The sequence below is a fragment of the Pontibacter sp. GD7 genome, assembly GCF_058216375.1.
Map to the genome: position 1 here is coordinate 40289 of NZ_JBYZMP010000017.1, position 24706 is coordinate 64994.

The following is a 24706-nucleotide window of genomic DNA, read 5'->3' on the forward strand; positions in this document are numbered from 1 at the left end:
TTTATTAAAAATCATAGGCGAAAGAAATTCCTTGCATTTCTGTTGTTCTAAAAGGTTGTAACGTAAATCGGGATTCTTTCCGATGCAATTCCGGCACCAGTATACCAATTCCCATACCTACAATATACCCCACAATATTATCACTTAAGAAATGCTTGCCAGCCCTGATGCGCAGGTAACCAACTGTTGCAGGCAACGCCGCCGCAGCAGCCCAGATGTAAAGCCTTGCCGGTGAATCTGGGTTGAAATCGTGGTAAACCTTAGCCAGGAAAAAAGTAGCCGCAGCAGTGGCAGCCGTGTGGCCGGCATAAAAAGAGTTGGTGGCCTGCTTGTCGGTACGCAAAGAAACAGGTGCCTCCGAAGTATAAGTATAAGGGCGTTTGCGGCGACTAAGTCCGGCCGTTAAACTATACACGCCACCTGCTATTGACATGGCCTGTCCGTATAACAAGTATACTTGGGGTGCATTTTGCTTGATATCATCATCTAGCAAGAGTAACAGCGGCAACGCGAACGAACCATAAAATGGAATGTCGCTTGCATTTTCTGCAGACTCGCTGAAGTTACCGGCTGCAAACCTGTCAAAGCGATTTACATCTTCGATCCGGAGTGAATTTAAGTCTTGCTCAGTAAGCCTTGTTTTGTTTTCGATAAGTATTGCCCCGACAACTGATGCACCAATACCTCCTGCCACAATAGCCCCATCTTTTTTCCAGTCAGTTTTATAAGGGCTTTGTTGTGCACTAACTGGTAGTGCCAGCAGGCAAGTACACAGTAGCCAGAACAATACTTTATACTTCATGGCTTATCAGAAACTATAGGTTAAAAGTGCGCCTTTGTATTCTGGCGCTGCCACGGGTACCAGGCTGATGTTTGTCTTGTTGGTTTTCTTGTGCAGTTGTGGTACAAGTATACCGGCCGCTGCGCCTAAAGTATAACCTAGCAGGTTGTCACTTAAAAAATGCTTACCTGCTCTTAGGCGCAAATAACCCACGGCTGCAGGCACAGCCGCGGCGGCTGCCCAAACATAAGGCCTTGCTGGAGAGTCCGGGTTAAAGTCGTGGAATACTTTTGCGGCAAAAAAGGTGGCGCTTGCAGCAGCAGCAGTATGGCCTGCATAGAACGAGTTTCTGGCGTTGGCCCTGGTTTTCTCACTCATCTCTACATCAGGGCTATAAACTAATGGCCGGGTTCGAGGTAAGTTTCCGTTTGTCATAGTAAACAAGGATCCTGTAACAGCCATTGTTTCCACGTAAAGCACAAATACCTGTCCTGCTTTACTGCCCACATTTTTGTTCAGCATCATCAAAAAAGGAGTAGCAAAAGAACCATAGAATGGAATATCACTGATCTTTTTCGCATCCTCAGAATCCCAGCCAGCTGAGAACCTGTCGAAACCGTTGACATCATCTTTGCTCAGGTTAGCAATCTCTTCTTGCGTAAGGCTTCTTTTGTCCTGCATTAGCGTGAGGCCATAGTAACTAAGCCCCATGCCTGCCACAATTATAGGTCCGTCTACTTTAAGGTTTGTTTTGTAGGGTGAATCGTCCTGCGCTTGCACCCGGCCCGTTAGCAAAGTAAGGGCAGCGACTATTGCGAATATTTTTTTCATAGTTGTAGTTTCCGGTTATTCATTTAATGGTAATTGAAACGTGGGCTTATACGCTATGGTTTTGTAATAGATTGCCATTAAATTATACTTGGCGCAGAGCAGCTGCAGAAAAGCGCTGAAATATTTTAGAGTTAATTATACTTTAATAACTTACAGACTAACGCTCTGTGTTTTAACTGTGGCAGAATTGTCTTAGCTTTGTAGCTGCTATCAACTGTGGTAGCTGGTTTATACTTTGTACCTAAACCCATAGAGAAAATGCCTTATTTATTTACTTCTGAGTCTGTTTCAGAGGGACATCCGGATAAAGTAGCCGATCAGATTTCAGATGCGTTGCTGGATGAGTTCCTGAAGCAGGATCCTCAATCAAAAGTAGCCTGCGAGACGCTGGTAACGACCGGATTGGTGGTGCTGAGCGGTGAGGTGAAAACAGAAGCCTACGTAGACGTGCAAAAGGTAGCCCGCGAAGTGATCAAGCGAATTGGCTATACGAAGTCTGAATATATGTTTGATGCAGATGCGTGTGGCGTTATTTCCGCCATTCATGAGCAGTCTGCTGATATTAACCAGGGTGTTGAGCGTTCTAACCCTGAGGACCAGGGTGCCGGCGACCAGGGGATGATGTTTGGTTACGCCACAAACGAAACCGACAACTACATGCCACTTGCCCTGAGCATTTCGCATTTGTTGCTGGAGGAGCTTTCTGCCATCCGTAAAGAGGGCAAGGAAATGACTTACCTGAGGCCAGATGCAAAATCGCAGGTAACCATTCGTTACAGCGACAACCATGTTCCGGAGAAGATCGACACGATCGTTATCTCCACTCAGCACGATGAGTTTATCATGCCTGAAAGCGATACACCAGAAGCGAAGGAAGCTGCCGAGAAACAGATGGTAGGCCAGATCAAACAAGATGTGGATAATATTCTGATCCCTCGTGTACTGAAGCAATTGCCGGAGCGTATTCAGAAATTATTTAACGATGACATCATTTACCACATCAACCCGACTGGTAAGTTTGTGATCGGTGGCCCGCATGGCGATACAGGCTTAACTGGCCGTAAGATTATTGTGGATACCTACGGTGGTAAAGGTGCGCACGGTGGTGGCGCTTTCTCTGGCAAGGACTCTTCTAAAGTAGACCGTTCTGCAGCTTATGCTGCCCGCCATATTGCTAAAAACCTGGTGGCTGCAGGTGTTGCTGATCAGGCCTTGGTACAGGTAGCTTATGCTATTGGCGTAGCTAAACCGGTTGGCTTGTATGTAACAACTTATGGCTCTACGAAGGTAAAAGATGCCGACGGTAACGTGATGAGTGATGGCGAGATCGCAGAAAAAGTAAGCAAGTTATTTGACATGCGCCCTTATGCTATTGTTCAGCGCTTCGGTCTGCAGAACCCTATTTTCTCAGAAACAGCTGCTTATGGCCACATGGGAAGAACTCCGGGCATTAAAAAGGTAAAAGTATTTGAGAACGACCACAGAGTGGAGAAGGAGTTCGAAACCTTTACCTGGGAGAAACTGGATTACGTTGATAAGATCAAAGAGGAATTTGGTATATACTCTGAATCAGCAGTATAGATCCCTTTTTATGTATAAAACAAAAATGCCTGCTTTACGAAGCAGGCATTTTTGTTTTATAATGGTTTCAGGCCGAAGCTTACGAAACCAAATTTGCTAGATGGTTTAGTGAGCCATTTGCTTTTCTTTAAACTTTCTTAGCTGGCGTCGCATTGCCTCAACGGCAGCGTCAGCCGCAGCCTCGAAAGATGCTGCATTTTCTTCAGAGTAGAGTGTAGCGCCGGGTACAAACAGTTTTATCTCTACGGTTTTAGTATTTATACCGTCGCTGTTGTTATGTTTAAGAAACACTTCACCTTCCACTACGCGGTCATAGAAAGTTTCCAACTTGTCTATTTTCTGCTGTATAAAATCGGTCAGCTGCTGGTCAGCCTCGAAGTGGATGGAATGCATCTGTAGCTTCATGGTCGTAAAATTTAATGGTTTAACTTATGCTTTCGGGTGCGCTTTCTCAAAGATCGACTTTAGTTGTTCTATTGAGTTGTGCGTGTAAACTTGCGTTGCTGCAAGACTGGAGTGCCCCAGTAAATCTTTAATTGCGTTTAAATCTGCCCCCTTGTTTAAGAGGTGTGTAGCAAAGGAATGCCTCAATACATGCGGACTATTATGTTCTGAGGTTGTGATCAAGCTAATATACTTTTTAACTATGCGGTAAACGAACTTTGGGTAAAGTGGACGTGCCTTATTAGTAACGAGCAGCTTTTCCGAATTGTTATTCCCAAATTCGCTTTTCTTATGCCGGGTATAAGACTCGATACTGTTAAGCAATGAACTGTTTATAGGCACTATGCGCTCTTTATTGCCCTTGCCCAACACACGGACGGTTTGTGCCCGCAGGTCAATGTCTGCTTCCGAAATATTTATCAACTCGGCAAGGCGAATGCCCGTGCCATACAGGAACTCCAGGATCAGCCTGTCGCGCTGCCCTTCAAAAGTAGACTCAAACTCAAAGCTGTCCAGAAGGGAGTTGAACGATTCTTCGGGTACAAACGCAGGCAGCTTCTTGGGTGCTTTGGGTGCCTTGATGCGCACCATTGGGTTCACGCTTATCTGCTGCTGCGACAGTAAAAACCGGTAATATGCACGCAGACAGGCAATCTTGCGATTAATGGAGCGTGGCTTTATATTATTCTGAACAAGCGTCAGTATCCAGGAGCGGATAATGGTATGATCTGCCTCTGCAGGATCAGTGATCTGGTATACTTGCTCCAGGTACAGGGAAAACTGACCCAGATCGGTGTGATAGGAGGTAAGGGTGTGCGGGCTATACCGCTTTTCGTACTTTAGGTACTTAAAAAATAATTCCATAAACTAGTATACCTGATGAGTTATCAGCTACACTAATTTATGGAATTATCCGATATATTGGTATAAAAGACTAGTAGTTTTGCTCAGCAAAAAGTTTCTGCTTGTAAGCAGCTCTTTCTTTTTGCTTTCTTTTAGCTACAGAAGGCTTCTCGAAATAAGTTCTCGCACGTAGCTCTTTCAGAACACCAGTTCTTTCAAATTTCTTTTTGAATCTTTTTAATGCACGGTCTACAGACTCGTTATCTTTTACGTTTACAATAATCATGTTATCTCTCTTCTCTTAGAATTAGGGTTGCAAATTTAACGAAGGTTATACTTAAAAATCAATAGATTGGGTAAAAATTTATCCAAATCTGTGAAAAATAAATTGTCAGCTTCACAAACAAGTATAAATAACTGCCTGTAAGCGCCTTATTTAAGTATAGCTCTTGATATAACAAGCTTTTGTATCTCGCTTGTTCCCTCACCAATGGTGCAAAGCTTGGCATCACGGTAATACTTTTCGGCAGGGTAGTCTTTGGTAAAGCCGTAGCCGCCAAAAATCTGTACGGCCTCATTGGCTACTCTCACCGACACCTCAGAGGCATATAGTTTTGCCATGGCTGACTCTTTATTCACGTTCAGGCCACGGTTTTTCATGTCAGCTGCCTGGTAGGTAAGCAATGCTGCGGCCTCCACTTCGGTAGCCATATCAGCTAATTTGAACGCAATACCCTGGAAGCTGGCAATAGGCTTGTTGAACTGGCTGCGCTCCTGAGCATAGGCCAGAGCCGCCTCAAAAGCACCCTGCGCAATGCCCAACGATAGGGCAGCAATAGAGATACGGCCACCGTCAAGCACTTTCATGGCCTGAATAAAGCCTTCACCAACTTCACCTAGTATCTGGTCTTTATGCACGCGGCAGTCCTGGAAGATCAATTCTGTGGTTTCGGAGGCACGCATTCCAAGCTTGTCTTCTTTGCGGCCAGCGCTAAAACCCGGAGTGCCCTTCTCAATCACGAAAGCGGTCATGCCATGAGAGTCGCCTACCTCGCCGGTACGAACGATCACGACAGCTACATTACCAGATTTACCGTGCGTAATAAAATTTTTGGCTCCGTTAATAATCCAATGATCACCATCCTGTACCGCAACGGTGCGCATATTGCCTGCATCAGAACCAGTATTGGGCTCCGTAAGGCCCCAGGCACCGATCCACTCGGCAGTTGCCAGTTTTGGAAGGTATTTCTTTTTCTGCTCCTCGTTACCAAACTGTAAAATGTGGCCGGTGCAAAGCGAGTTGTGCGCAGCCATGGATAATCCGATCGAGCCGTCTATTTTAGAAAGCTCAGCAATAGCAGTTACATATTCCAGATAACCAAAGCCTGAGCCACCATATTCTGTGGGTACTAGTACGCCCATAAGGCCCAGTTCGCCGAGTTGCTTGAAAACCTCAACCGGGAACTCCTGGCTTTCGTCCCACTCACGCATTTTTGGCTTAATGTTTTTTGCTCCAAAATCACGGACCATGTCCGCAACCATGCGTTGATTTTCTGTAAGTTTAAATTCCATCAAAAAAGTTTATGTAGGAGTTAAAGTCGCGTATATAACGGTATTAAACCAGCCGTTGTTTACAAAGCTAGCCAATTGTACGTAAATGCCAATGTATAACATGTAATTTAACCTATACTGCATTGTAAAGTCTAAGCCTGGCCAGCTGGCGCATACGAATTTGATAGCAGCTATTATTTAGCTTATCTTTGATGTTAGTTTACACACCGGGCAAGTCCTGGAACAGGTGTGGCCGAAACACAAGCATGAAAAAATTTCTACAAAGCTTATTTAAAAGTGAGGGCATCGCAGAAGAGTCTTTCAGTGCGTTAGGCGTTGATATGCACTCGCATATACTGCCGGGCATTGACGATGGGGCTGACAGTTTGGAGAAATCTTTGGAGCTGGTGCAGGCCATGAAAGCGCTGGGGTACAGAAAACTGATCATGACGCCCCACATCATGAGCGATTTCTACAAAAACACACCTGAGATAATACGGGAGCGGCTTGCTTTGCTAAGGAGCGCAGTGCAGGAGGCCGGTATAGAGATGGAGCTGGATTGCGCGGCGGAATATTACCTGGACGAAGGCTTGCTGAACAGCCTGGAAAATGACGAAGAGCTGCTGACTTTCGGAGACAACTACCTGCTGTTCGAAACCTCTTTCCTGAATGAGCCCCTGAATTTGCGGGAGGCAATTTTCAAGATGCGCTCCAAGGGCTACAAGCCTGTGCTGGCGCATCCCGAGCGTTATACTTACTTCTATGGCAAGTTTAACGAACTGGCAGAGCTGTGGCAGCAGGGAGTACTTTTTCAGCCCAACCTGAATTCCCTTGCGGGTTATTACTCGCCTGTGGCCAGAACAGTGGTCGAAAAATTGATCGACAACGGCATGGTTGACTTTTTAGGCTCTGATGCACACAGCCTGAAGCATACTGAATCGCTTGGTAGGGTGCTATCCTGTAAGTATCTGCCAAAGGCGCTTAGCCTGGCGGTCCGCAACAATCAACTATAATCCTTTTCTTTAATTAATCTATTACTATTACCCTATGGTGGCATTTGTAACAGGCGGTAGCGGCCTTATAGGCAGTTTCTTGATTCCGGCTTTGCTGGCAGAAGGCTATACAGTAAAGGCCAGTTACAGAGGGCATGTGCCAAAGATACAGGGCAGCGGGCAGGTGCAGTGGCTGGAGGGAGATATACTTGATCCCATGTTTCTGAGAGAGGCCCTGGAGGGAGTGCAGCACTTTTATCATTGTGCCGGTCTGGTATCGTATGCCCCGCAGGACAAGGAGTTGCTGAAGCAAGTGAACATAGAGGGTACTGAAAATGTAGTGAATGCCTGCCTGGAGCATACAGGTATAAAACTGTGCCATGTTAGTTCGATTGCGGCCATCGGGAGGCCAAAGGGAGCTACTATAGTTGATGAGCAAAACAAATGGGATGCAGCGGCCTACCATTCTGCCTATGCCAGCTCCAAGTACCTCGGTGAACTGGAAGTATGGCGGGGCATTTCAGAGGGGCTTCAGGCCGTTATTGTAAACCCGTCGGTTGTGCTTGGCCCCGCCGACTGGCATCGCAGCAGCACGCAGCTGTTTAAGTATGTTTACGATGAGAAGCCGTTTTACACGGAAGGTGGTGCAAATTTTGTAGATGTCAGGGATGTGGTGGAAGCCATGATCCGTTTAACGCAGTCAGAAATATCCGGAGAAAGGTTTATTTTGAATGCGGGTGAGATGAGTTACAAAGCCTTTTTTAGAGAGGTAGCAAAATGCTTTGATAAGAAAGCCCCAGGCATTAAAGTGCCGCATGCCTTAACGGAGGTAGTATGGCGCTTAGAGCGGGTCCGGACCTGGTTTACGGGCGGGAGGCCACTGATTACAAAAGAAACCGCACGCATCACTGGCAAGAACCACGTGTTCAGTAACGCCAAGGTGCAGAAGGCTACAGGAACAGAGTTCAGGTCAGTTAAGGATAGTTTAGAATGGGTTTGCCAGAATTTAAAGCCTACGGCTGAAAATATGGTGTGAACTAAACTATTTAAAGTGTTAATATGTAAATAAACAAAAGCTGGTGCCCTTACAGCTTGTTGGATGTTGAGATGAAAGATAATTTTGAAGAACACAGCGAAGAGCTGGACCTGGTAAACCGTTTTGAGCAAATGCTCGGCAATAAAGAAACGGTTTTTTTCGATCTGACTGACTTTGAGTCTATCATAGATTATTATACTGCCAATTTTGAATATAAGAAGGCGCTTTTAGCCTGCGACGCCGCTCTGGCGCAATATCCTTTTTCTTCGGGTCTGCAGATTGACAAAGCGCAGCTTCTGGCTATGTCCGGCGATTTTGAGGACGCGCTTTTGATCATTAACCAGGTAGCCGAGGTAGAGCCGGAAAATGCCGATGTGCAACTTACCCGCGGCATTATTTATACCCAGCGCGGAGAGTTCCGGGATGCCATTGATTACTTTAAAAAAGCATTGGCATACTCCGAGGACAGAGACGATATCTACTTTAATATTGGCCTGGCTTACCAAACCTGGGGTAAGTTTAACTCGGCTATAAAGTATTACAAGAAATGCATTGCCCTTAATATTGAGAACGAGGCAGCCATGCAGGAGGTCATCTACTGTATGGAGGTAACCGGTACTATACGTGAGCACCTGCCCTTTTTTCAGGAGTTTGTAGACAATGACCCATACTCGTATGTGGCCTGGTTTAACATTGGTAATGTGTACAATAAGCTTGGCTCTTACGACAAGGCCATCGCCTCTTACGACTATGCCACCATTATAAAGGCAGATTTTATCACAGCCTATAATAATATGGCCAATGCTTATGTGTATATAGGCGAGTATACCAAGGCTATTGAGGCATTTAACGCCATGCTGGAGCACGGCACCCCTTCTGCCGAAGTATACTGTAACATAGGAGAGTGCTACGAGAAATTAAGCCAATGGGACCTTTCGCGGCGCTACTACCAGAAAGCCGTTGACCTTGACCCGGACATGGATGAAGCCTGGTTCGGCATTGGGGTGATCCTGGATGCGCAGGGCAAATGGTACGAGGCGGTCCATTTTTTCAGGAAGGCTGTGGAGCTTTACGACGATAGCGTAGACTATTGGGTTGCCCTGGCCGCTGCCGAGTATAACGTGGGGCACGTGGTGTCGGCGCTGGAGAGTTATGCACGCGCCGCTGAGATACAGCCCGACGACAAGAACATCTACCTGAACTGGTCCATTATACTGTATGAACAGGGGAATTTTGATGAGGCCATCGAAATAATTTTAAATGCGATTGAACTGCAGCCAGACGAAGCAGAGCTATACTATAGGGCCTGCGCCTACATGCTTTCGGCAGGAAAATACCGCGAAGCTTACAATTATCTGGAAAATGCCTTAATTTTGGATTTCGAAAAGCACAAGCTTCTGTTCGAGTTCTTCCCTGAGCTCGAGTCACAGCGTGCTTTATCCAGATTAATTGATCAATATCGCAAATAAAACCAGATGAACTATACGCTGACAAGTATACCTGAGCGCGAGTCAAAGCCTCGTGAGCGCGGCTTTACCATGGCCATGGACAAAGGCCTGAGCGTGCGTGAGGTAGAGGACTTCCTGGAAGTAGCCGGGGATTATGTGGACATTGTTAAATTAGGGTGGGCCACATCGTACGTTACTCCAAACCTGCAGCGCAAACTGGATGCCTATAAAGCAGCCGGCATTCCGGTATACTTTGGAGGTACCCTTTTCGAGGCCTTTATAGTACGCAACCAGTTCGATGACTACCGTCGTGTGCTGGACAAGTATAACATGACGTTCGCAGAAGTATCGGATGGCTCCCTGGAGATGCCGCACGATATCAAGTGTAATTACATACAGCAGCTGGCAGAGCAGGTTACTGTGCTTTCGGAAGTAGGCTCCAAGGATGCGGAGAAGATCATTCCGCCTTATATGTGGATACAACTGATGCAGAAAGAACTGGATGCAGGAGCCTGGAAAGTGATCGGCGAGGCCCGTGAAGGAGGTAACGTTGGCTTGTTCCGTTCTACCGGCGAGGTTCGCAGCGGCCTGGTAGAAGAGATCCTGACAAAGATCCCGTTCGAGAAGATTTTGTGGGAGGCTCCGCAGAAAGCACAGCAAGTATGGTTTATCAAGCTGCTGGGCACTAACGTAAACTTAGGTAATATTGCTCCAAGCGAAGTTATCCCTCTGGAAACAATACGCTTAGGACTACGTGGCGATACCTTCAACCATTTCCTGAATATCGAAAACTCTGCCTTTCAGGGTTAAAGTATAAAATCAAAAGTATAAATTGCCCGCCGGATACCCCGAGCGGGCAATTTTTTTAAGCATCATTTTAATTCCAGCTATAGTCTCAGAGCAGCAAATGAAACGGAGATCACTAAAGGAGTACATTTTACTTTTTTCTAAAGGGGTAGCCATGGGGGCCGCCGATGTGGTGCCAGGAGTGTCTGGGGGTACCATTGCCTTTATCACGGGCATCTACGAAGAGCTTTTAAACTCTATCCGTTCAGTAAACGGAGAGGCTGTTAAGCTGTTGCTAAAGTTCAGGCTTGCGGAGCTCTGGAAGCACATCAATGGCAGTTTTTTGGTTGTGCTGATCGGCGGTATACTTTTCTCGATCGCCTTGCTGGCGCGGGTAGTGCTGTTCCTGCTCAACAATTACCCTGAACTGCTTTGGTCTTTCTTTTTCGGGTTGATCGTGGCGTCGGCGGTGGTGGTAAGCAAGAAGATTACCCGCTGGAGCTGGGGCGTTATACTTGCCGGCTTGCTGGGCACGGCCATTGCCTATTACGTAACCGTGGCCACGCCCACGCAAACCCCGGAAGCCTACTGGTTTATATTCCTGTCAGGGGCCATCGCCATTTGTGCCATGATTCTGCCTGGTATCTCGGGGAGCTTTCTGCTGGTGCTATTGGCCAAGTATGAGTTTATACTTAATGCCGTGAAAGACCTGAAACTGGACATAATAGCCGTGTTTGGGGTGGGTTGCGTTACGGGTATACTTACGTTCTCGCATGTGCTTAACTGGATGCTGCGCCACTACCACAACATAACCGTGGCCCTGCTAACAGGGTTTATGGTTGGCTCGCTTAACAAAGTATGGCCCTGGAAACAAACCCTGGAGACTTACACAGACCGCCATGGAGAGGTAAAGCCCCTGGTGCAGGAGAACGTGCTTCCGGGGACTTACGAAGCCGTGGTAGGGCAGGAGTCATACCTGGTGTATGGCATTGCGCTGGCACTGTTCGGCTTTTTCCTGGTATACCTGATCGACAGGTTCACGGATGACAACACCAATAAAGTATAAAGTATAAAGTATGCGCAAATTCGGACTGATCGGTAAAAAGCTGGGGCACTCGTTCTCGAAGAAGTATTTTACGGCTAAGTTTGAGCGGGAAGGCATTGCCGATGCACAGCACGACCTGTATGAACTTGACAAAGCTGAGGATCTTGGTGAGCTGCTGCAACGCGAACCGGAACTCGTCGGGTTGAACGTAACTATACCTTACAAGCAGGAGGTGATCCCGTTGCTGGATGAGCTGGATGATGCCGCTGCCAGGATAGGTGCTGTGAACACGATCAGGATTAAGAACGGGCATACCAAAGGATTCAATACAGATTATATCGGCTTTAAGACTACGCTGGAGGATTTTTACCCAAAAGAGAAGTATAAACAGGCGCTGGTGTTAGGTACCGGTGGGGCAGCTAAGGCTGTTTGTACCGCCCTCTCTGATCTTGGCATACCTTATACTTCTGTTTCCAGAACGCCAAAGCAGGGGGAACTGAGCTATGCGCAACTAACGGAGCAAACTATAAAGGAGCACAACCTTATCGTGAACACTACGCCCCTGGGCATGGCACCCAACATACACACATTGCCCGAAATTCCATACGAAGGCATCACGCCGGAGCATTATGTTTATGATATTGTGTACAATCCGGAAAAAACGGTGTTTTTAGAGCGCTGTGAAGAAAAAGGAGCTCAAATTATCAATGGAATAAGCATGTTGCATGGTCAGGCAGAGGCGGCCTGGCAAATATGGAATGCATAACACCGGGTGCAAGTATAAAAGTTTAGTAAAAGTACGCTGATTTGGTGCAACTTTTAGAGGTGCCTTTTGCGTACAAGGGGCATATACAAAACGCCGCCCCATGATACAGCTACACACCCTTAAGCAGAAAACGCACGAGATCAACACCAGAATCTATGCCCTGTACCTGTCTTACCGCGATAGCCGCGTGAAGTGGTATGTACGCATGCTGGTTGCCTTCTCAATAGGATATGCCATCAGCCCGATCGACCTGGTGCCTGACCTGGTGGCTGTGTTCGGTTTTCTGGATGATGTGGTTGTGGTAGCCCTAGGTTTTAACCTTTCTTATCACCTGCTTTCCAAAAATGTGGTGGGGCAGGCCAGGTTGCAGGCCGTAGAAGAACTGAATAGTACATCGGGTAGTATGGCAACAGCTGCTTACCGTATAGTAGGGTATGCCTGGGTGCTGGCGCTGGCCATTGTAATGGTGCTGTTGTATAAGTTTTCCATCCTGACATTAGTATAACTAACAGAACATAAAAGTAAAGCCTCCTGAAACCGGGAGGCTTTTTTGTTGCTGTTTCTTCAGGGCTAAGCAAGGCGTGAAAAGTATAACCGTTTCATAGTCTTTTGTTTAAGTCAAACGCTTTCTTGTTCCAAATAAATTTCGTCATGTAATTTTAATATATTTGCCTCCGATTTGTGACGGGCAGGTACCTGTGCCAGCCAGCGATTAAAAAATTTTTAGCGCCTTGCAACCCTTTTGTTCTAACCGGAATCTTAAGGATACACAAGGCATAAAGAGGCAGCGTTTGAATTTTTTTACAAAACCAAAATCCGAGGAGGACAAACTGATAGAGGGGTGCATCGCAGGCAAACGCGACATGCAGCGCCTGCTCTATGACCTGTACTCCAAAAAGATGATGGCTGTTTGCCTGCGCTATGCTCCAACCAATTTCGAGGCGGAGGATATTATGCAGGAGGCATTTGTGAAAGTTTACTCAAACCTGCTAAACTTCAAAAGGGACTGTCCGCTGGAGTTCTGGATCCGGAAGATTATGGTGAACACCGCCCTGAAACATTTGCGCAGCAAGCAGTTGCTTACCGTGTCTCATGAGGCGGAGGAGGTTACCAACCTACCATCCGACGGGGCCAACCTGAGCGGCTACTCCTTGGACGAACTGCTGGGAATGATCCAAAGCCTGGCACCGCGATACCGCATGGTGTTTAACCTTTATGCCATTGAGGGTTACAACCACAAAGAAATCGGTGAGATGCTTGGCATTTCAGAAGGTACATCTAAGTCACAATATTCACGCGCAAGAGTTATACTTCAGAATATGCTCATGCGCCAGGAAAAAAATTATAAAGAGCATGTCATCAGCAACTAACGAAAAGCGCGGATACCTGGAGGATGACTTCCAGCGCCGGTTTCACGACGCTGAGGCATCGCCATCTCCTGATCTATGGGCCCGCATAGACCATGACCTGACGATGCAGGAAAATAAGCACTTCCGGGGAAGAATGGTGTTGTACAGGCAGCTGGCTGCTGCTTGTTTTGTGCTGTTTATGCTGGCAGGAGCCCTGCTGACCTATCATTACAAAACCGAAAACAATATAGATGCCGGCATTGCCGCTATGCAGCTTAACAATGCCGCTGCCATAGAACCAGGAATGGCCGACAACCAGCACATAATGCCTGAAGCAAGCGAGGCCGGCATTTCCGCTACAGAAAACCGCCAGGCCGAAACCGCCCAGGCCACCCCTGCGGAAATGGAACGCCAGGCCCCGGCAGCAAAGGCTCATAAAAATTCTGGAAGCACGCCAAAAGTATACGCTGCCAATGCAATACCTGCCGGGCAAAGTATAAACTCAGTCACTGCTCCTGCAAAGCCGGCCACTGTGGCGATCGGGGCAACGGCGATAACTTCCGGATTCAGTATAAACAGTGCATCAGCGGTTTCAGGGCCGTCTGCCATGGCGGTAGGGCAATCGGTTTTCGCGACTACAAGTGAAAGCAATGCAGGTAAAAGTACTGTTCCTTCGCGCTTTAACGCCGGTAAATCGTTTTTTCCTTCAGCACGTCAGGCAATCACCTCTGTACCGGCATCTTACCTCGGTAATGGAGAGCAGCAAAGTATGACAGGTGGGGCAGGTCGTACCCGTTCGCTGGTGGAGCTAAGCCAAACAGCTCTTGCGGATTATCTGGCTAAACAGAAAAAGGCGGAGGAACTGGCCATTGTATTAAACACACCTGCAGGAGGCTCCTCGAAAGAGGACAAAAACGAAGGCAGTGACAGCCGTTGGTCATTGGGTTTGGCTTATGCGCCATCGTACTTTAACCAGAATATCCAGATGCCGAATCAGATGATGAATACTGTAAGTCACCGTAGCTTTATTGCAGGCGGAGCAGATAAGAGTCTGGAAACGGCCAATAATATGAACGATGCCCGCGACGAGTTTGAGGCAAACACAGACCCGGCATTCTCTTACGCGGCGGAAGTAAAGGCAGGCTTTAACCTGTTTAAGAAAATAAAATTGCTGGCAGGTGTTGGCTTTACTCAGAACACTGCCCGCACCAAATCCAGCTACATCATCAACCAGTATGTGTACAAGCCCGGCACCTTAGAGCGTGTGCCGTTGCCAGCCTCTACGGTGTTTTTGCCAGCGCTGAACAATAACTTTACCACCGACTCGCTGAGCGTAAACAAAACCGATGATTTCTATGTGAACTACCGCTACCGGCATGTTACGCTTCCGGTGGGCCTGCAGTACGATGGTAACATCAGCAAAGACTGGTTCTGGTACGCAGCAGGCGGCGTGGCTGCCAATTTCCTGGTAGAGACTGCTATACTTGCTTCTTCTACGGAGGTACGTGACGTGGACTATGACCACAACGATGACTCCCCGTTCCGGAAAGTGCAGTTCTCTGGCAATGTGTCGGCTGGTTTAGGTAAGCGTATCTCCAATGCGGTTTCCGTAACGGCAGGCCCTGAGTTCCGTGGCTATTTCAATCCGCTTCTGTCGGAGCCGGAAAAAGCCCTGGCCCCGCAGGGTAACCCATACACCATTGGGGTTAACATGTCGGTTAACTATAACCTGGGGCAAAAATAATTTCATTTTTTTTAACAAGCCATGCAACCACCGCCGTTGCACTGGGGTCATCAGATTGTAGAAAGCGCCAATTAGTAAACTGCTAACCTATAAAACTATGAAGAACCTGCCTGGTAATGTAGCCCCTTTTGTGGCAATCGCGAAATCAAACCTGTCTGGTTGGTATATACTATTGGCGCTTCTGCTTTTATCTGTACTCTCCGGTTGTGAAAAGGAGGACATCGCAGTGTGCCCGGAGCCACAAATCACATGCGAAGTAGAAGTTACCGCGGAGCAAGTAATGTGTGGCTATGGCGCATTCCGGAATGTTTGGCTGAAATCTGCAGACGGCAAATACCTGCAGCCCTGGTATAACGCGACAGGGCAAAAGGAACTGACGCCTGGACAGAAGTATAAGATCGGCTTCAGTGTTGTGGAACGCGACGACAAGTATAAAGATGTGGTTACCTGTATGGCAGCAGTGCCGGAGTCGCAGGCGGTGGCTATACTTTGCCTTAGCCCGGCTACATCAAATAATTAACAAGAATTTACGCCCCTTATCTAAGCTATGAAAAAAACTACTTATGTAGTTTTCCTGGCCCTTTCTGGCCTTATCTCCATGACAGGCTGTTCAGAAGTGGAAGACCTTGCACCCGCCTTCGACACAGAAAGTGTGAAAGCGACGGTGCAAGGCCGCTGGGCCATCGAGCAAGTAAGCAGCAAGCTGTGCAGGGATAACAGCTGTACCACCAGCACAGAATCAGGCCGGCCACAGGAGTATTTCGAGTTTAAGGCAGACAGTGCCTTTCTGGTGCGGACAAGCAGCAACCTGAGTAATGCGGCGCACGATGCCTACAAAGCAAAGTATGACGGCAAGATGATTTTGCTCAGTAACTTAAGCCGGTCAGAGAAATTTGAAATATTGGAGCTTAAAACCCGAAAGCTCGTGCTGCAAAGTGTATTCACTGGCCGCGACCCGGCTGCCGTTTTCACAGATACCTACGTGCTGTACCGTTAACCCCGAGGTTTGTAACAAAGGGTGTACTGTGTATAGACCTGTATTAGTTCAACCATAAACTGACCCAAACTATGAGAAACCTTATCTTTATCGCACTCCTCTACCTTATTCTTTCTGTGCTGGTAATCAGCTGCACCGGCACCGATCCCGAGCCTGCCTGCGTGGAGGCCACTGTGTTGGAGCAGGATTGCGACAGCAACTGGTTTATACTTCAGGTAAACGGTATACAGCGCAAAGGCATTTTACCGGGAGGCTGCTATGGTGGGCAATTAGTAGCAACGGATAATCTGCCACAGGAATTCAGGACGCCAGGTCTGAGGTTAAGCCTTGCCTTTCAGGAGAAAGGCAGTTATACCCGGCAGTGCATGGCAAACGCAGTAACATACCCATCTGTTAAAGTGAAACGTGTTTGTGCAACCCTGACTGAAGGGTAAGATTTAAAGCTTGAGTTAATTTATTTAATGTTGTTTTTTGATTAGGAAGAGAACTCCTTTTAAAGCCTGCCGAGCTTCGGCAGGCTTTTTTGCTGCTTATTTCGCGTATGAAAAATTTTCTACAGGAGCTTGCAACCTTATTGCATGTATTGGGGTCACAAATTAAAGAGCACATGCTCAACGCATTTTATTTTGCTGCCATGAAAGGTTTATTAAATACTCTCGCATGTTTTTTGCTGTTAGGTATGTTAGCCGGTTGTGCGGAAGAAGAGGACATAGTGCCATGCTTTAGTGCCCGTGTTGTGGATAGTTCCAGCATGTGCGGGCAAGGCGATCTGGTCGAGTTAACTGGTGTTGCCGATCAGGAGGATGGTGTAGCAAGATGCGGATTTGGGGAAATGACCAAATTGGTAAGGGTGCTTAACCTGCCGGACGATTTAAAGTATGAAGGCGCGACGTTTACGTGCCAGCTTGAAGAAACAGAAGACCCACAGATATGCGCCGCAATCTATGTGCATTATACAGCGGCCCGGATTACCAATATCTGTAGTAAAGATACTGCCCCGGTAGTGGCAGCAGGAAAATAAGTTAGACATATAGATTTCTGCACAGAACTACCATGAAGCCTGCCGATATTCGGCAGGCTTCTTTTCGTTTATAGCCATACTTGCGCCTACTCTCGTAACAAGCAATTACTATAACTGTTAGCATTTTGCGAGTATGTTTAGTCGTAAAAGGTTATCTTTACTAATCCGTAAATCAGATACATGGATTTTAAACTGACATCAGAGTTCAAGCCAACCGGCGACCAGCCCAAGGCCATTGCCCAACTTACAGAAGGCATAAAAAACGGTGAGCCTGCACAGGTATTGCTGGGAGCAACGGGTACCGGTAAAACCTTTACCATGGCCAATGTAATCCAGAATGTGGGTAAGCCTGCGCTGGTGCTTTGCCATAACAAAACGCTAGCTGCCCAGCTTTACGGCGAGTTCAAGCAGTTTTTCCCCGATAATGCAGTAGAGTATTTTATCTCCTATTACGATTACTACCAGCCGGAGGCCTACATTGCTTCTTCGGATGTTTTTATAGAAAAAGACCTGCAGATTAACGAAGAAATAGAAAAACTTCGTCTGCACACTACCTCCGCGCTTTTGTCGGGCCGCCGCGATATTGTGGTAGTAGCATCTGTGTCGTGTATCTATGGTATCGGTAACCCCGAGGAGTTTGGTAAGAATGTTTTATACCTGGCCCCGGGGCAACGCTACAGCCGCAATAACCTGCTTTATACTTTTGTGCAGATACTTTACAGCCGCACCGAGGCCGAGTTTACACGTGGAACGTTCCGGGTAAAAGGCGACACTGTGGATATTTACCCGGCCTATGCCGACTTTGCCTACCGTTTATACTTTTTTGGCGACGAGTTGGAGCAGATTCACCGTATCGATCCGCAGTCTGGCAAAAAACTTTCTGACGAGAAAGCTGTGACATTGTATCCTGCCAACCTCTTTGTTACAGGCAAAGACACACTACAGCAGGCCATCTCCGAAATCCAGTTTGATATGGTGGCGCAGCACGAGTACTTCCTGAAAGAGGACAGACCTACAGAGGCTAAGCGCATAAAAGAACGCACTGAGTTTGACCTGGAGATGATACGCGAGTTGGGTTACTGCTCTGGCATTGAGAACTACTCCCGCTACTTCGACCGCCGTGCGCCGGGTGCCCGTCCGTTCTGTTTGCTTGATTATTTTCCGGATGATTTCCTGATGGTGATTGACGAGAGCCACGTAACCGTACCGCAGGTGCGTGCCATGTGGGGCGGCGACAGATCCAGGAAAGTGGCTTTGGTGGAGTATGGCTTCCGCTTACCGGCTGCCATGGACAACCGCCCGCTTACTTTTAACGAGTTCGAGAGCCTGATGCACCAGGTTGTGTTTGTAAGTGCAACCCCCGGCGATTACGAGATACAGAAATCCGAAGGTGTGATAGTGGAGCAGATCATTCGTCCGACGGGCCTGCTGGACCCTGTGATTGAAGTCCGCCCAAGCACAAACCAGGTGGATGACCTATTGGATGAGATTGACGAGCGTGTGAAAGAGGGTGCCCGTGTGCTTGTAACCACGCTAACCAAACGCATGTCCGAAGAACTTACCAAGTACCTGGAGCGCCTTAATATCAAAACAAAATACCTGCACTCGGAGGTTAAAGCCCTGGATAGGGTGGAGATTTTGCGTGAACTGCGCCTTGGCGAGATTGACGTGCTGGTAGGGGTAAACCTGCTACGCGAGGGCCTCGACTTACCGGAGGTTAGCCTGGTTGCCATACTTGACGCCGATAAAGAAGGCTTCCTGCGCGACCAGCGTTCCCTTATCCAGACCATGGGCCGCGCCGCCCGAAACGAGAAAGGTAAGGTAATTATGTACGCTGATAGAATGACAGGCTCTATGCAGCGTGCCATCGACGAAACCAACCGCCGTCGAGCCACCCAGATGGCCTACAATGAAGAGCATGGCATTACACCGCGCACGGTGCTTAAGTCTAAAGACGAGATTTTCGAGCAGACCTCGGTGGCGGATATGAAGAAGAAGGAAGTGAAAATGTATGCCGGTCCGGAGGAGGTATCCATCGCTGCAGAGCCGATTATCCAGACCATGAAGCGCGACGAACTGGAGAAACTTATCAAGAAAACAGAGAAGCAAATGGAGGCCGCCGCCAAGGATCTGGACTTTTTGCAAGCCGCAAAGTATAGAGATGAACTTGCGGAACTACGGCAGTTGCTCAAAACAAAACGGGATTAGCATTAAAGTATAAAAGCTGTTACGAAAGTGGCAGCTTTTATACTTTAACAGCATCTTAAGCCCTTAATCAAAGTATAAAGTATAGCATACCCAAACCAATTGATATGAAAAATAGACTCTCTTCACTGCTACTCGTTGTGCTGCTGGGCTACCTGGCAGCCTGCACCTCTTCCAAAACCGAAACCGGCGCAATAAAATCTGAGGCTACTGCAGAACTTTCTGTGGATAGCTATGGCAAATACCTGGCTGAACTGGCCTCTGATGAGTTGGAAGGCCGCAAGCCTTTTACCAGCGGAGAGAAGAAAACCCTACAGTACCTGGAGCAGGAGGCAAAGAAGTTGGGACTGGAGCCGGGTAATGGCAACAGTTATTTGCAGAAGGTGCCGATGGTGGCCATACATACCATGCCTGCATCTAAGATGGTAGTGAAAGGGACAAATAAAGAACTGGTGCTGCAAGGCCGCGAAGACTACGTGCTCTGGACCCGACGCACAGAACCAAGTATAGACATCAACAACGCTGAGCTTGTTTTTGCAGGCTTTGGCATCGTGGCCCCCGAGTATAACTGGAACGACTATGCCGGCCTGGACGTGAAAGACAAGATTGTGGTGGTGATGGTGAATGACCCAGGGTTTTACAAACAAACACCAGACAAATTTAAAGGCAAGGCCATGACCTACTATGGCCGCTGGACCTACAAGTATGAGGAAGCAGCCCGCCAGGGTGCCAAAGGTTGCCTGATCATACACAGAACCGAGCCTGCAGGCTATGGCTTTGAAGTAGTTCAAAACAACTGGAACACTTCAAAACTCTACCTTGACGAACGCGGGAAGGAATCTTATAAGTGCGCGATAGAAGGATGGCTGACTGAGGCCGCTGCGCAAAAGCTTTTTGAACTTACCGGCATGAACTATACTTCTATAACAGCTACCGTAGCTGAACTAGGCAATAAACCACAGCCGATGGGTTTAAAGCTAAGCACTTCACTTAAAACAGACATCACCAACGATAAGAGCTATAACTTCGTGGCTAAGATACCAGGCAGCACCAAACCCGGTGAGGCCATTGTTTACACAGCCCACTGGGACCACCTGGGCTATGGCAAAGCCGATGCCACCGGAGACAGCATTTACAACGGTGCCGTAGACGATGCCACAGGCGTGGCTGGTCTCTTGGAGATTGCAAAGGCGTTCAAAAAGTTACCAAACCCACCAGACCGAAGTATAGTTTTCCTGGCTGTAACCGCTGAGGAACAAGGCCTATGGGGCTCAGCCTACTACGCCGCCAACCCGATCATCCCGAAAGAGAAAACCGTGGCCAACATTAACATGGATATGATGAACTCTTATGGCAAAACAAAGGACATTGTGCTGTATGGGCTGGGTCAATCTGAGTTGGAAGAGTACATTACACAGGAGGCGGAGGCCGTTGGCCGGTACATAGCCCCGGAAGCCAATCCGGAAGCAGGTTTATACTACAGATCAGACCACTTTAACTTTGCCAAAATAGGGGTGCCGGCTTTATTTGTTGGCCCTGGAATCGATCATGTAGAGAAAGGAAAAGACTATGGCAAACAAAAACTAGACGAGTACTTTGCCAAGCATTATCACAAACCCTCTGACGAAATGCGTGAGGACCTGGTGCTGGAAGGCGCAGTAGATGATCTGGTGCTGCTGTTTAAAGTCGGGAAGCGGCTGGCTTACTCCAACGAGTGGCCAAAATGGAAAGCTGGCTCAGAATTTAAGGCTGCCAGAGATGCTTACATGAAATAGTGTAAACAGTGTCGGCAGGGGCTGGTTTAACCCTGTTCCCGCCCCGGAATGGAGCGGAAACAGGACCAGAAATTTCATAGTTCTATTAGGTAGGTATGGTTGTAGTAAAGCAGTTTTGTGCTGCTTTCATGTATAAGATTACCAAATACCGCAAAAGGTTGCATGCACATAAAAAAAAATCTGTTTTTTCGAGTTTAGCTGATTTTTTAGTGATACAGCAGTCCCCTAAAGATATTATGGAAAAGTACTTGCCTCTTTTGCGTGAGGCTGCTACTAAAGGAGAGGCATCCAATAACCATTTGGCTATGATGGAAGACAGAGTGCGAATGAACCAGGGGCTGCCTCAGCTCTACGGAAACCAGGTGCGGATGAACCCCGAAACGAAACAGTGGGAGCTTTACACCGTGGAGGATGAAGCTAATTTAGACAAACGTCGTGCTGCAATGGGGCTGGGGCCGATCAAAGACTATCTAAAGCGTATGGGAGTTGAGTACACTCCTCCTGCTGGCCAACCGGCTAACTAACTCAATTTGAGAGAATCTTATTCTAACTAAAAATGGGTTTACCCACCCCTGACCCCTTCAAGGAGTAGGGTCGTTTCATTCTATTTTTTGCTGGCGCGGATCTGTGATCCGTGACTTATTATACCGTTGGATTTGCAATCCTACTGGGCCAGAGGCCCAGCCATAGCCCGACACGCGCGAGGACGCACGCGCCATTACCGTGTAATTTACTAGAATGAAACGGCCCTACTCCTTGAAGGGGTTAGGGTGGGTTGCCCATATCAGTAACTAAACTGCTGTATCTCGCAACCGGCTAACTAAGCAAAGTATAAATAAGCAACAAGCTGGAGAAGGGCTACACTAACAGTAGCCCTTTTTCGCGTAGTTCAAACCAGGTTGGTGAGGCCATAAACTCATCGAATGTAAGATGTGCCTCCGGAGGGAAGCTGTCGCGCAGCTGCTTTAACAGCACGGCTTCGTTGCTTTCCGGCACAATCCTCCTTATCAAATCAAAAAGCCACTGGCCTATACTTGCCGTTGTCTTTACCTGGAAATCCTCGCCTTTTTCGAAGAAAGTAAGCACACACCGCTCTATGGTCTGGCCTTTTTTGGCATACATGGTAAAGTCGATGTCTGGGGTATTGCCGAGCCATAGTACACGGGCAGTTTGCCTGCTGCTGTCCGGTTTATGCGGCTGGGCGATGGCGTTGCTGATGAGGTTCGGGTTGATCTTTGTGCGAGGTGTTTTAAAATCGAACCAGAACGATAAGGGCTCATCTAAAGCCACACCGTGCATGTAGTTATAAATCGCTTTGGCCAGCCCTTCGCCAAACATGCTGTGGTCGGTGCCAGTCGGGTCGTCGTGCCACAGGTCGTTGTTGGCAAAAGGTCCTTCTTCCGGACCAACCTTAACTACTTTATACTTCTCAGGATTTTTGCCTACCGGGCTGTGGGCCGTCATGCTAAAGCGGTGCCAGTACCCGGACTGTATCACGTTATTGGCAAAAAGCTGGCGCACTACCTCCAGCGAGTCTATAGTTTCCTGGGCGGTTTGCGTCGGGAAGCCATACATGAGGTACGCGTGTACCATGATGCCAGCCTGCGTAAAGCTGTCGGTAACCTGGGCTACCTGCGCTATACTTACGCCTTTTTCCATCAGGTCCAGTAACCTGTCGGATGCGACCTCTAAACCACCCGAAACCGCAATACAACCAGATGCAGCCAACAAGCGGCAGAGGTCAGGGGTAAAGGTTTTTTCGAAACGGATGTTTCCCCACCAGCTGATCTTAACGCCACGACGGATAAGCTCAATGGCCAGGTCGCGGAGTGGTGCAGGAGGGGCGGCCTCATCCACAAAATGAAAGCCTGTTTGCCCGGTCTGGGCTATGATCTGCTCGATGCGGTCTACCAGTAAAGTGGCCGGAGCCACATCGTAGCGGTTAATGTAATCCAGGGTAATGTCGCAGAAAGAGCAGCGTTTCCAGTAGCAGCCGTGGGCAATGGTCAGTTTGTTCCAGCGGCCATCGCTCCAGAGGCGGTGCATCGGGTTTATCACGTCTATCACCGAAAGGTAATCCTTTAGTGGCAGGTCGCTGTAGTCGGGTGTACCCACCTCTGTGTGCGGCACATCGGGGTCGGTGCAGCCATTTATGTACTGCACTTCGCCATCAGTAAGTATAAATGCACGCTGCAGTTGTTCCACGTGACGCTTGCCTTGCAGGTGTTCCAGTAGTTTCAGCCAAGGGCCTTCGCCATCATCCAGCGTAACAAAATCAATGTACTTAAACAGGCGTGGCTCGCGGAGGCTTCGCAGTTCGGTGTTCGGGTAGCCGCCACCCATGGCCGTTTTTATACCTGGGTATTTCTGTTTGATGTGTTGTGCCAGCCTTAAGCCACCATATAAATTGCCCGGAAACGGAATAGAAAATCCTACAATCCCCGGATTAGCCTTTTGCAGGTGTTCTTCCAAAAGCTCAACAAGCATCTGGTCCAGCAGGCTTGGTTGTTCCTGCAAAGCCTCCTCCAGCGGGTCGAAAGAGGTGGCCGATAGTGCCAGCTTTTCAGCGTAGCGGCTAAAGGCAAAGTATGGCGAAACGGTTTCCTTTATAAGGTCGCCGAGGTCTTCTAAGTATAAAGTGGCCAGGTAGCGTGCACGGTCTGTTATGCCCATGCTGCCAAACGCCCAGTCAATGTCCTCTACCTGATCGAAGCGCGAGGCCTCTGGCAGAAAGCGGCTATAGCTGATCTGCTGTGCCAATGTCAGGTCTTTGTTCTGCAGAAAGCGGATAACAGGTTCGATGGTGTGAATGTACTCACGTTTGAGGCGAAGTATGCGCAGGCTGTTATCCGACAGTTCAAAATCACCTTCCTCGATCTCCTTAAAAATACGTGTTAGGCCATCTTTGGAGAACATCTTAAGCACCAGCTCAATACCCAGATCCGCCTGGTAAACGGTGTAGCCTTGCCCTTTCAGGAAGCCTTTTAAGTAGGCTGTGGCAGGGTAGGGTGTGTTTAGCTGGGTAAGCGGCGGTGTTATTAACAGGATGTTCGGTTTCTCCAAGGTAGTATGGCTTTAATAAATAGAACTGCAAAATTAGGCATTCTATCGGTACTATTTGACTTTTGTCTGTTTCCCAACAGTTCGTGTGCGCAGGAGGTTCATGAAAGGTAGAGTGCCTAAGACCACTGCAAAACAAAAAAGCCTGCATTTTAGCAGGCCTCCTCAGTTTAAAACGACAACAATTACCTGCCAGCTACTTTTCTTACCAGGTAATTTACGCCGGGTACAATGGCCAGCACGGTAGTGGCGATCAGCACAAAAATCACGAAAAAGGCACGCAGCCAGCGCAACAGGAAATCAGAGTCGATACCGAAAGTATAAAGCTCGAGTGCCGATGCCATTAACAAACTGATAAAGGCAATGACAAAAAGTTTTCTCTTAAAGTGTGGCGGGGTGAATTTTCTCATAAAAGCTTAAAGTACAGCACAAAGGTATAGGTTTATACTTT

Annotated in this window: 25 protein-coding genes; 17 read left to right on the forward strand and 8 right to left on the reverse strand. The window is 47.9% G+C overall.

Translation table 11 applies throughout. The features are described from left to right. Positions 1 to 4 precede the first annotated feature (4 nt). Together AC4BAP_RS18445 and AC4BAP_RS18450 are read right to left on the reverse strand one after the other, a co-directional pair. The gene (locus AC4BAP_RS18445; protein WP_490584156.1) at positions 5 to 802 is read right to left on the reverse strand and encodes a phosphatase PAP2 family protein; all 798 of its coding nucleotides are present in this window, start codon (positions 800 to 802) and stop codon (positions 5 to 7) included. Between the two features lie 6 nt (positions 803 to 808). After that, positions 809 to 1612, reverse strand: a complete 804-nt coding sequence (locus AC4BAP_RS18450) for a phosphatase PAP2 family protein (protein WP_490584157.1) — start codon at positions 1610 to 1612, stop codon at positions 809 to 811. Between the two features lie 258 nt (positions 1613 to 1870). On the opposite strand from AC4BAP_RS18450, the gene metK reads away from it, so the two are divergent. Then, positions 1871 to 3193, forward strand: a complete 1323-nt coding sequence (gene metK, locus AC4BAP_RS18455) for a methionine adenosyltransferase (protein ID WP_490584158.1) — start codon at positions 1871 to 1873, stop codon at positions 3191 to 3193. Positions 3194 to 3298: 105 nt separating this feature from the next. Here metK and hpf read toward each other — a convergent pair whose 3' ends face one another. From hpf to AC4BAP_RS18475, 4 genes are all read right to left on the reverse strand, one after another. Next, a complete protein-coding gene (hpf, locus tag AC4BAP_RS18460) occupies positions 3299 to 3598 on the reverse strand; it encodes a ribosome hibernation-promoting factor, HPF/YfiA family (protein WP_490584159.1) in 300 nt (99 codons plus the stop codon). 24 nt (positions 3599 to 3622) lie between these two features. Beyond that, complete coding sequence (locus AC4BAP_RS18465; protein ID WP_490584160.1) at positions 3623 to 4501, reverse strand: tyrosine-type recombinase/integrase; 879 nt, start codon at positions 4499 to 4501, stop codon at positions 3623 to 3625. Between the two features lie 70 nt (positions 4502 to 4571). Then, on the reverse strand, positions 4572 to 4766 hold the full coding sequence (gene rpsU / locus AC4BAP_RS18470) for a 30S ribosomal protein S21 (RefSeq protein ID WP_490584161.1): 195 nt from the start codon (positions 4764 to 4766) through the stop codon (positions 4572 to 4574). 146 nt (positions 4767 to 4912) lie between these two features. Then, positions 4913 to 6052: an acyl-CoA dehydrogenase gene (locus AC4BAP_RS18475; RefSeq protein ID WP_490584162.1), complete on the reverse strand. Its 1140-nt coding sequence runs from the start codon at positions 6050 to 6052 to the stop codon at positions 4913 to 4915. A 245-nt stretch (positions 6053 to 6297) separates the two neighbouring features. On the opposite strand from AC4BAP_RS18475, the gene AC4BAP_RS18480 reads away from it, so the two are divergent. The 16 genes from AC4BAP_RS18480 (at position 6298) to AC4BAP_RS18555 (ending at position 21719) form a co-directional block, all read left to right on the forward strand. Beyond that, a complete protein-coding gene (locus AC4BAP_RS18480) occupies positions 6298 to 7044 on the forward strand; it encodes a tyrosine-protein phosphatase (protein WP_490584163.1) in 747 nt (248 codons plus the stop codon). A gap of 34 nt (positions 7045 to 7078) precedes the next feature. After that, positions 7079 to 8059 (forward strand): NAD-dependent epimerase/dehydratase family protein, encoded by a 981-nt coding sequence (locus tag AC4BAP_RS18485; protein WP_490584164.1) that lies wholly within the window; start codon positions 7079 to 7081, stop codon positions 8057 to 8059. Positions 8060 to 8130: 71 nt separating this feature from the next. Next, positions 8131 to 9528, forward strand: a complete 1398-nt coding sequence (locus AC4BAP_RS18490; protein ID WP_490584165.1) for a tetratricopeptide repeat protein — start codon at positions 8131 to 8133, stop codon at positions 9526 to 9528. A 6-nt stretch (positions 9529 to 9534) separates the two neighbouring features. Next, a complete protein-coding gene (locus AC4BAP_RS18495; RefSeq protein ID WP_490584166.1) occupies positions 9535 to 10317 on the forward strand; it encodes a phosphosulfolactate synthase in 783 nt (260 codons plus the stop codon). Positions 10318 to 10414: 97 nt separating this feature from the next. Next, positions 10415 to 11359, forward strand: coding sequence for a polyprenyl-phosphate transporter (locus AC4BAP_RS18500; protein ID WP_490584167.1), 945 nt, complete (start codon positions 10415 to 10417; stop codon positions 11357 to 11359). Positions 11360 to 11369: 10 nt separating this feature from the next. Further along, positions 11370 to 12104 carry a shikimate dehydrogenase family protein gene (locus AC4BAP_RS18505; protein ID WP_490584168.1) on the forward strand — a complete coding sequence of 245 codons (735 nt, stop codon included), beginning with the start codon at positions 11370 to 11372 and terminating at the stop codon, positions 12102 to 12104. Between the two features lie 100 nt (positions 12105 to 12204). After that, entirely contained in the window at positions 12205 to 12609 is a 405-nt protein-coding gene (locus AC4BAP_RS18510; RefSeq protein ID WP_490584169.1) for a YkvA family protein, read from the forward strand. A 286-nt stretch (positions 12610 to 12895) separates the two neighbouring features. Next, entirely contained in the window at positions 12896 to 13474 is a 579-nt protein-coding gene (locus AC4BAP_RS18515; protein ID WP_490584170.1) for an RNA polymerase sigma factor, read from the forward strand. Next, a complete protein-coding gene (locus AC4BAP_RS18520) occupies positions 13458 to 15197 on the forward strand; it encodes an outer membrane beta-barrel protein (protein WP_490584171.1) in 1740 nt (579 codons plus the stop codon). The genes AC4BAP_RS18515 and AC4BAP_RS18520 overlap by 17 nt, the downstream gene beginning before the upstream one ends. A 97-nt stretch (positions 15198 to 15294) precedes the next feature. Continuing rightward, complete coding sequence (locus AC4BAP_RS18525) at positions 15295 to 15717, forward strand: hypothetical protein (protein WP_490584172.1); 423 nt, start codon at positions 15295 to 15297, stop codon at positions 15715 to 15717. Between the two features lie 27 nt (positions 15718 to 15744). Further along, positions 15745 to 16194: a hypothetical protein gene (locus AC4BAP_RS18530; RefSeq protein WP_490584173.1), complete on the forward strand. Its 450-nt coding sequence runs from the start codon at positions 15745 to 15747 to the stop codon at positions 16192 to 16194. Positions 16195 to 16265: 71 nt separating this feature from the next. Then, the gene (locus AC4BAP_RS18535) at positions 16266 to 16628 is read left to right on the forward strand and encodes a hypothetical protein (RefSeq protein WP_490584174.1); all 363 of its coding nucleotides are present in this window, start codon (positions 16266 to 16268) and stop codon (positions 16626 to 16628) included. 107 nt (positions 16629 to 16735) lie between these two features. After that, positions 16736 to 17215 carry a hypothetical protein gene (locus AC4BAP_RS18540; RefSeq protein ID WP_490584175.1) on the forward strand — a complete coding sequence of 160 codons (480 nt, stop codon included), beginning with the start codon at positions 16736 to 16738 and terminating at the stop codon, positions 17213 to 17215. Positions 17216 to 17395: 180 nt separating this feature from the next. Then, positions 17396 to 19423: an excinuclease ABC subunit UvrB gene (gene uvrB / locus AC4BAP_RS18545; RefSeq protein ID WP_490584176.1), complete on the forward strand. Its 2028-nt coding sequence runs from the start codon at positions 17396 to 17398 to the stop codon at positions 19421 to 19423. A gap of 104 nt (positions 19424 to 19527) precedes the next feature. After that, entirely contained in the window at positions 19528 to 21195 is a 1668-nt protein-coding gene (locus tag AC4BAP_RS18550; RefSeq protein ID WP_490584177.1) for a M28 family metallopeptidase, read from the forward strand. A gap of 128 nt (positions 21196 to 21323) precedes the next feature. Next, positions 21324 to 21719 carry a DUF6624 domain-containing protein gene (locus AC4BAP_RS18555; RefSeq protein WP_490584188.1) on the forward strand — a complete coding sequence of 132 codons (396 nt, stop codon included), beginning with the start codon at positions 21324 to 21326 and terminating at the stop codon, positions 21717 to 21719. 334 nt (positions 21720 to 22053) lie between these two features. Here AC4BAP_RS18555 and AC4BAP_RS18560 read toward each other — a convergent pair whose 3' ends face one another. After that, positions 22054 to 24258 carry a B12-binding domain-containing radical SAM protein gene (locus AC4BAP_RS18560; protein WP_490584178.1) on the reverse strand — a complete coding sequence of 735 codons (2205 nt, stop codon included), beginning with the start codon at positions 24256 to 24258 and terminating at the stop codon, positions 22054 to 22056. A gap of 182 nt (positions 24259 to 24440) precedes the next feature. Beyond that, positions 24441 to 24665, reverse strand: coding sequence for a DUF2798 domain-containing protein (locus AC4BAP_RS18565; protein WP_490584179.1), 225 nt, complete (start codon positions 24663 to 24665; stop codon positions 24441 to 24443). Positions 24666 to 24706: the final 41 nt, after the last annotated feature.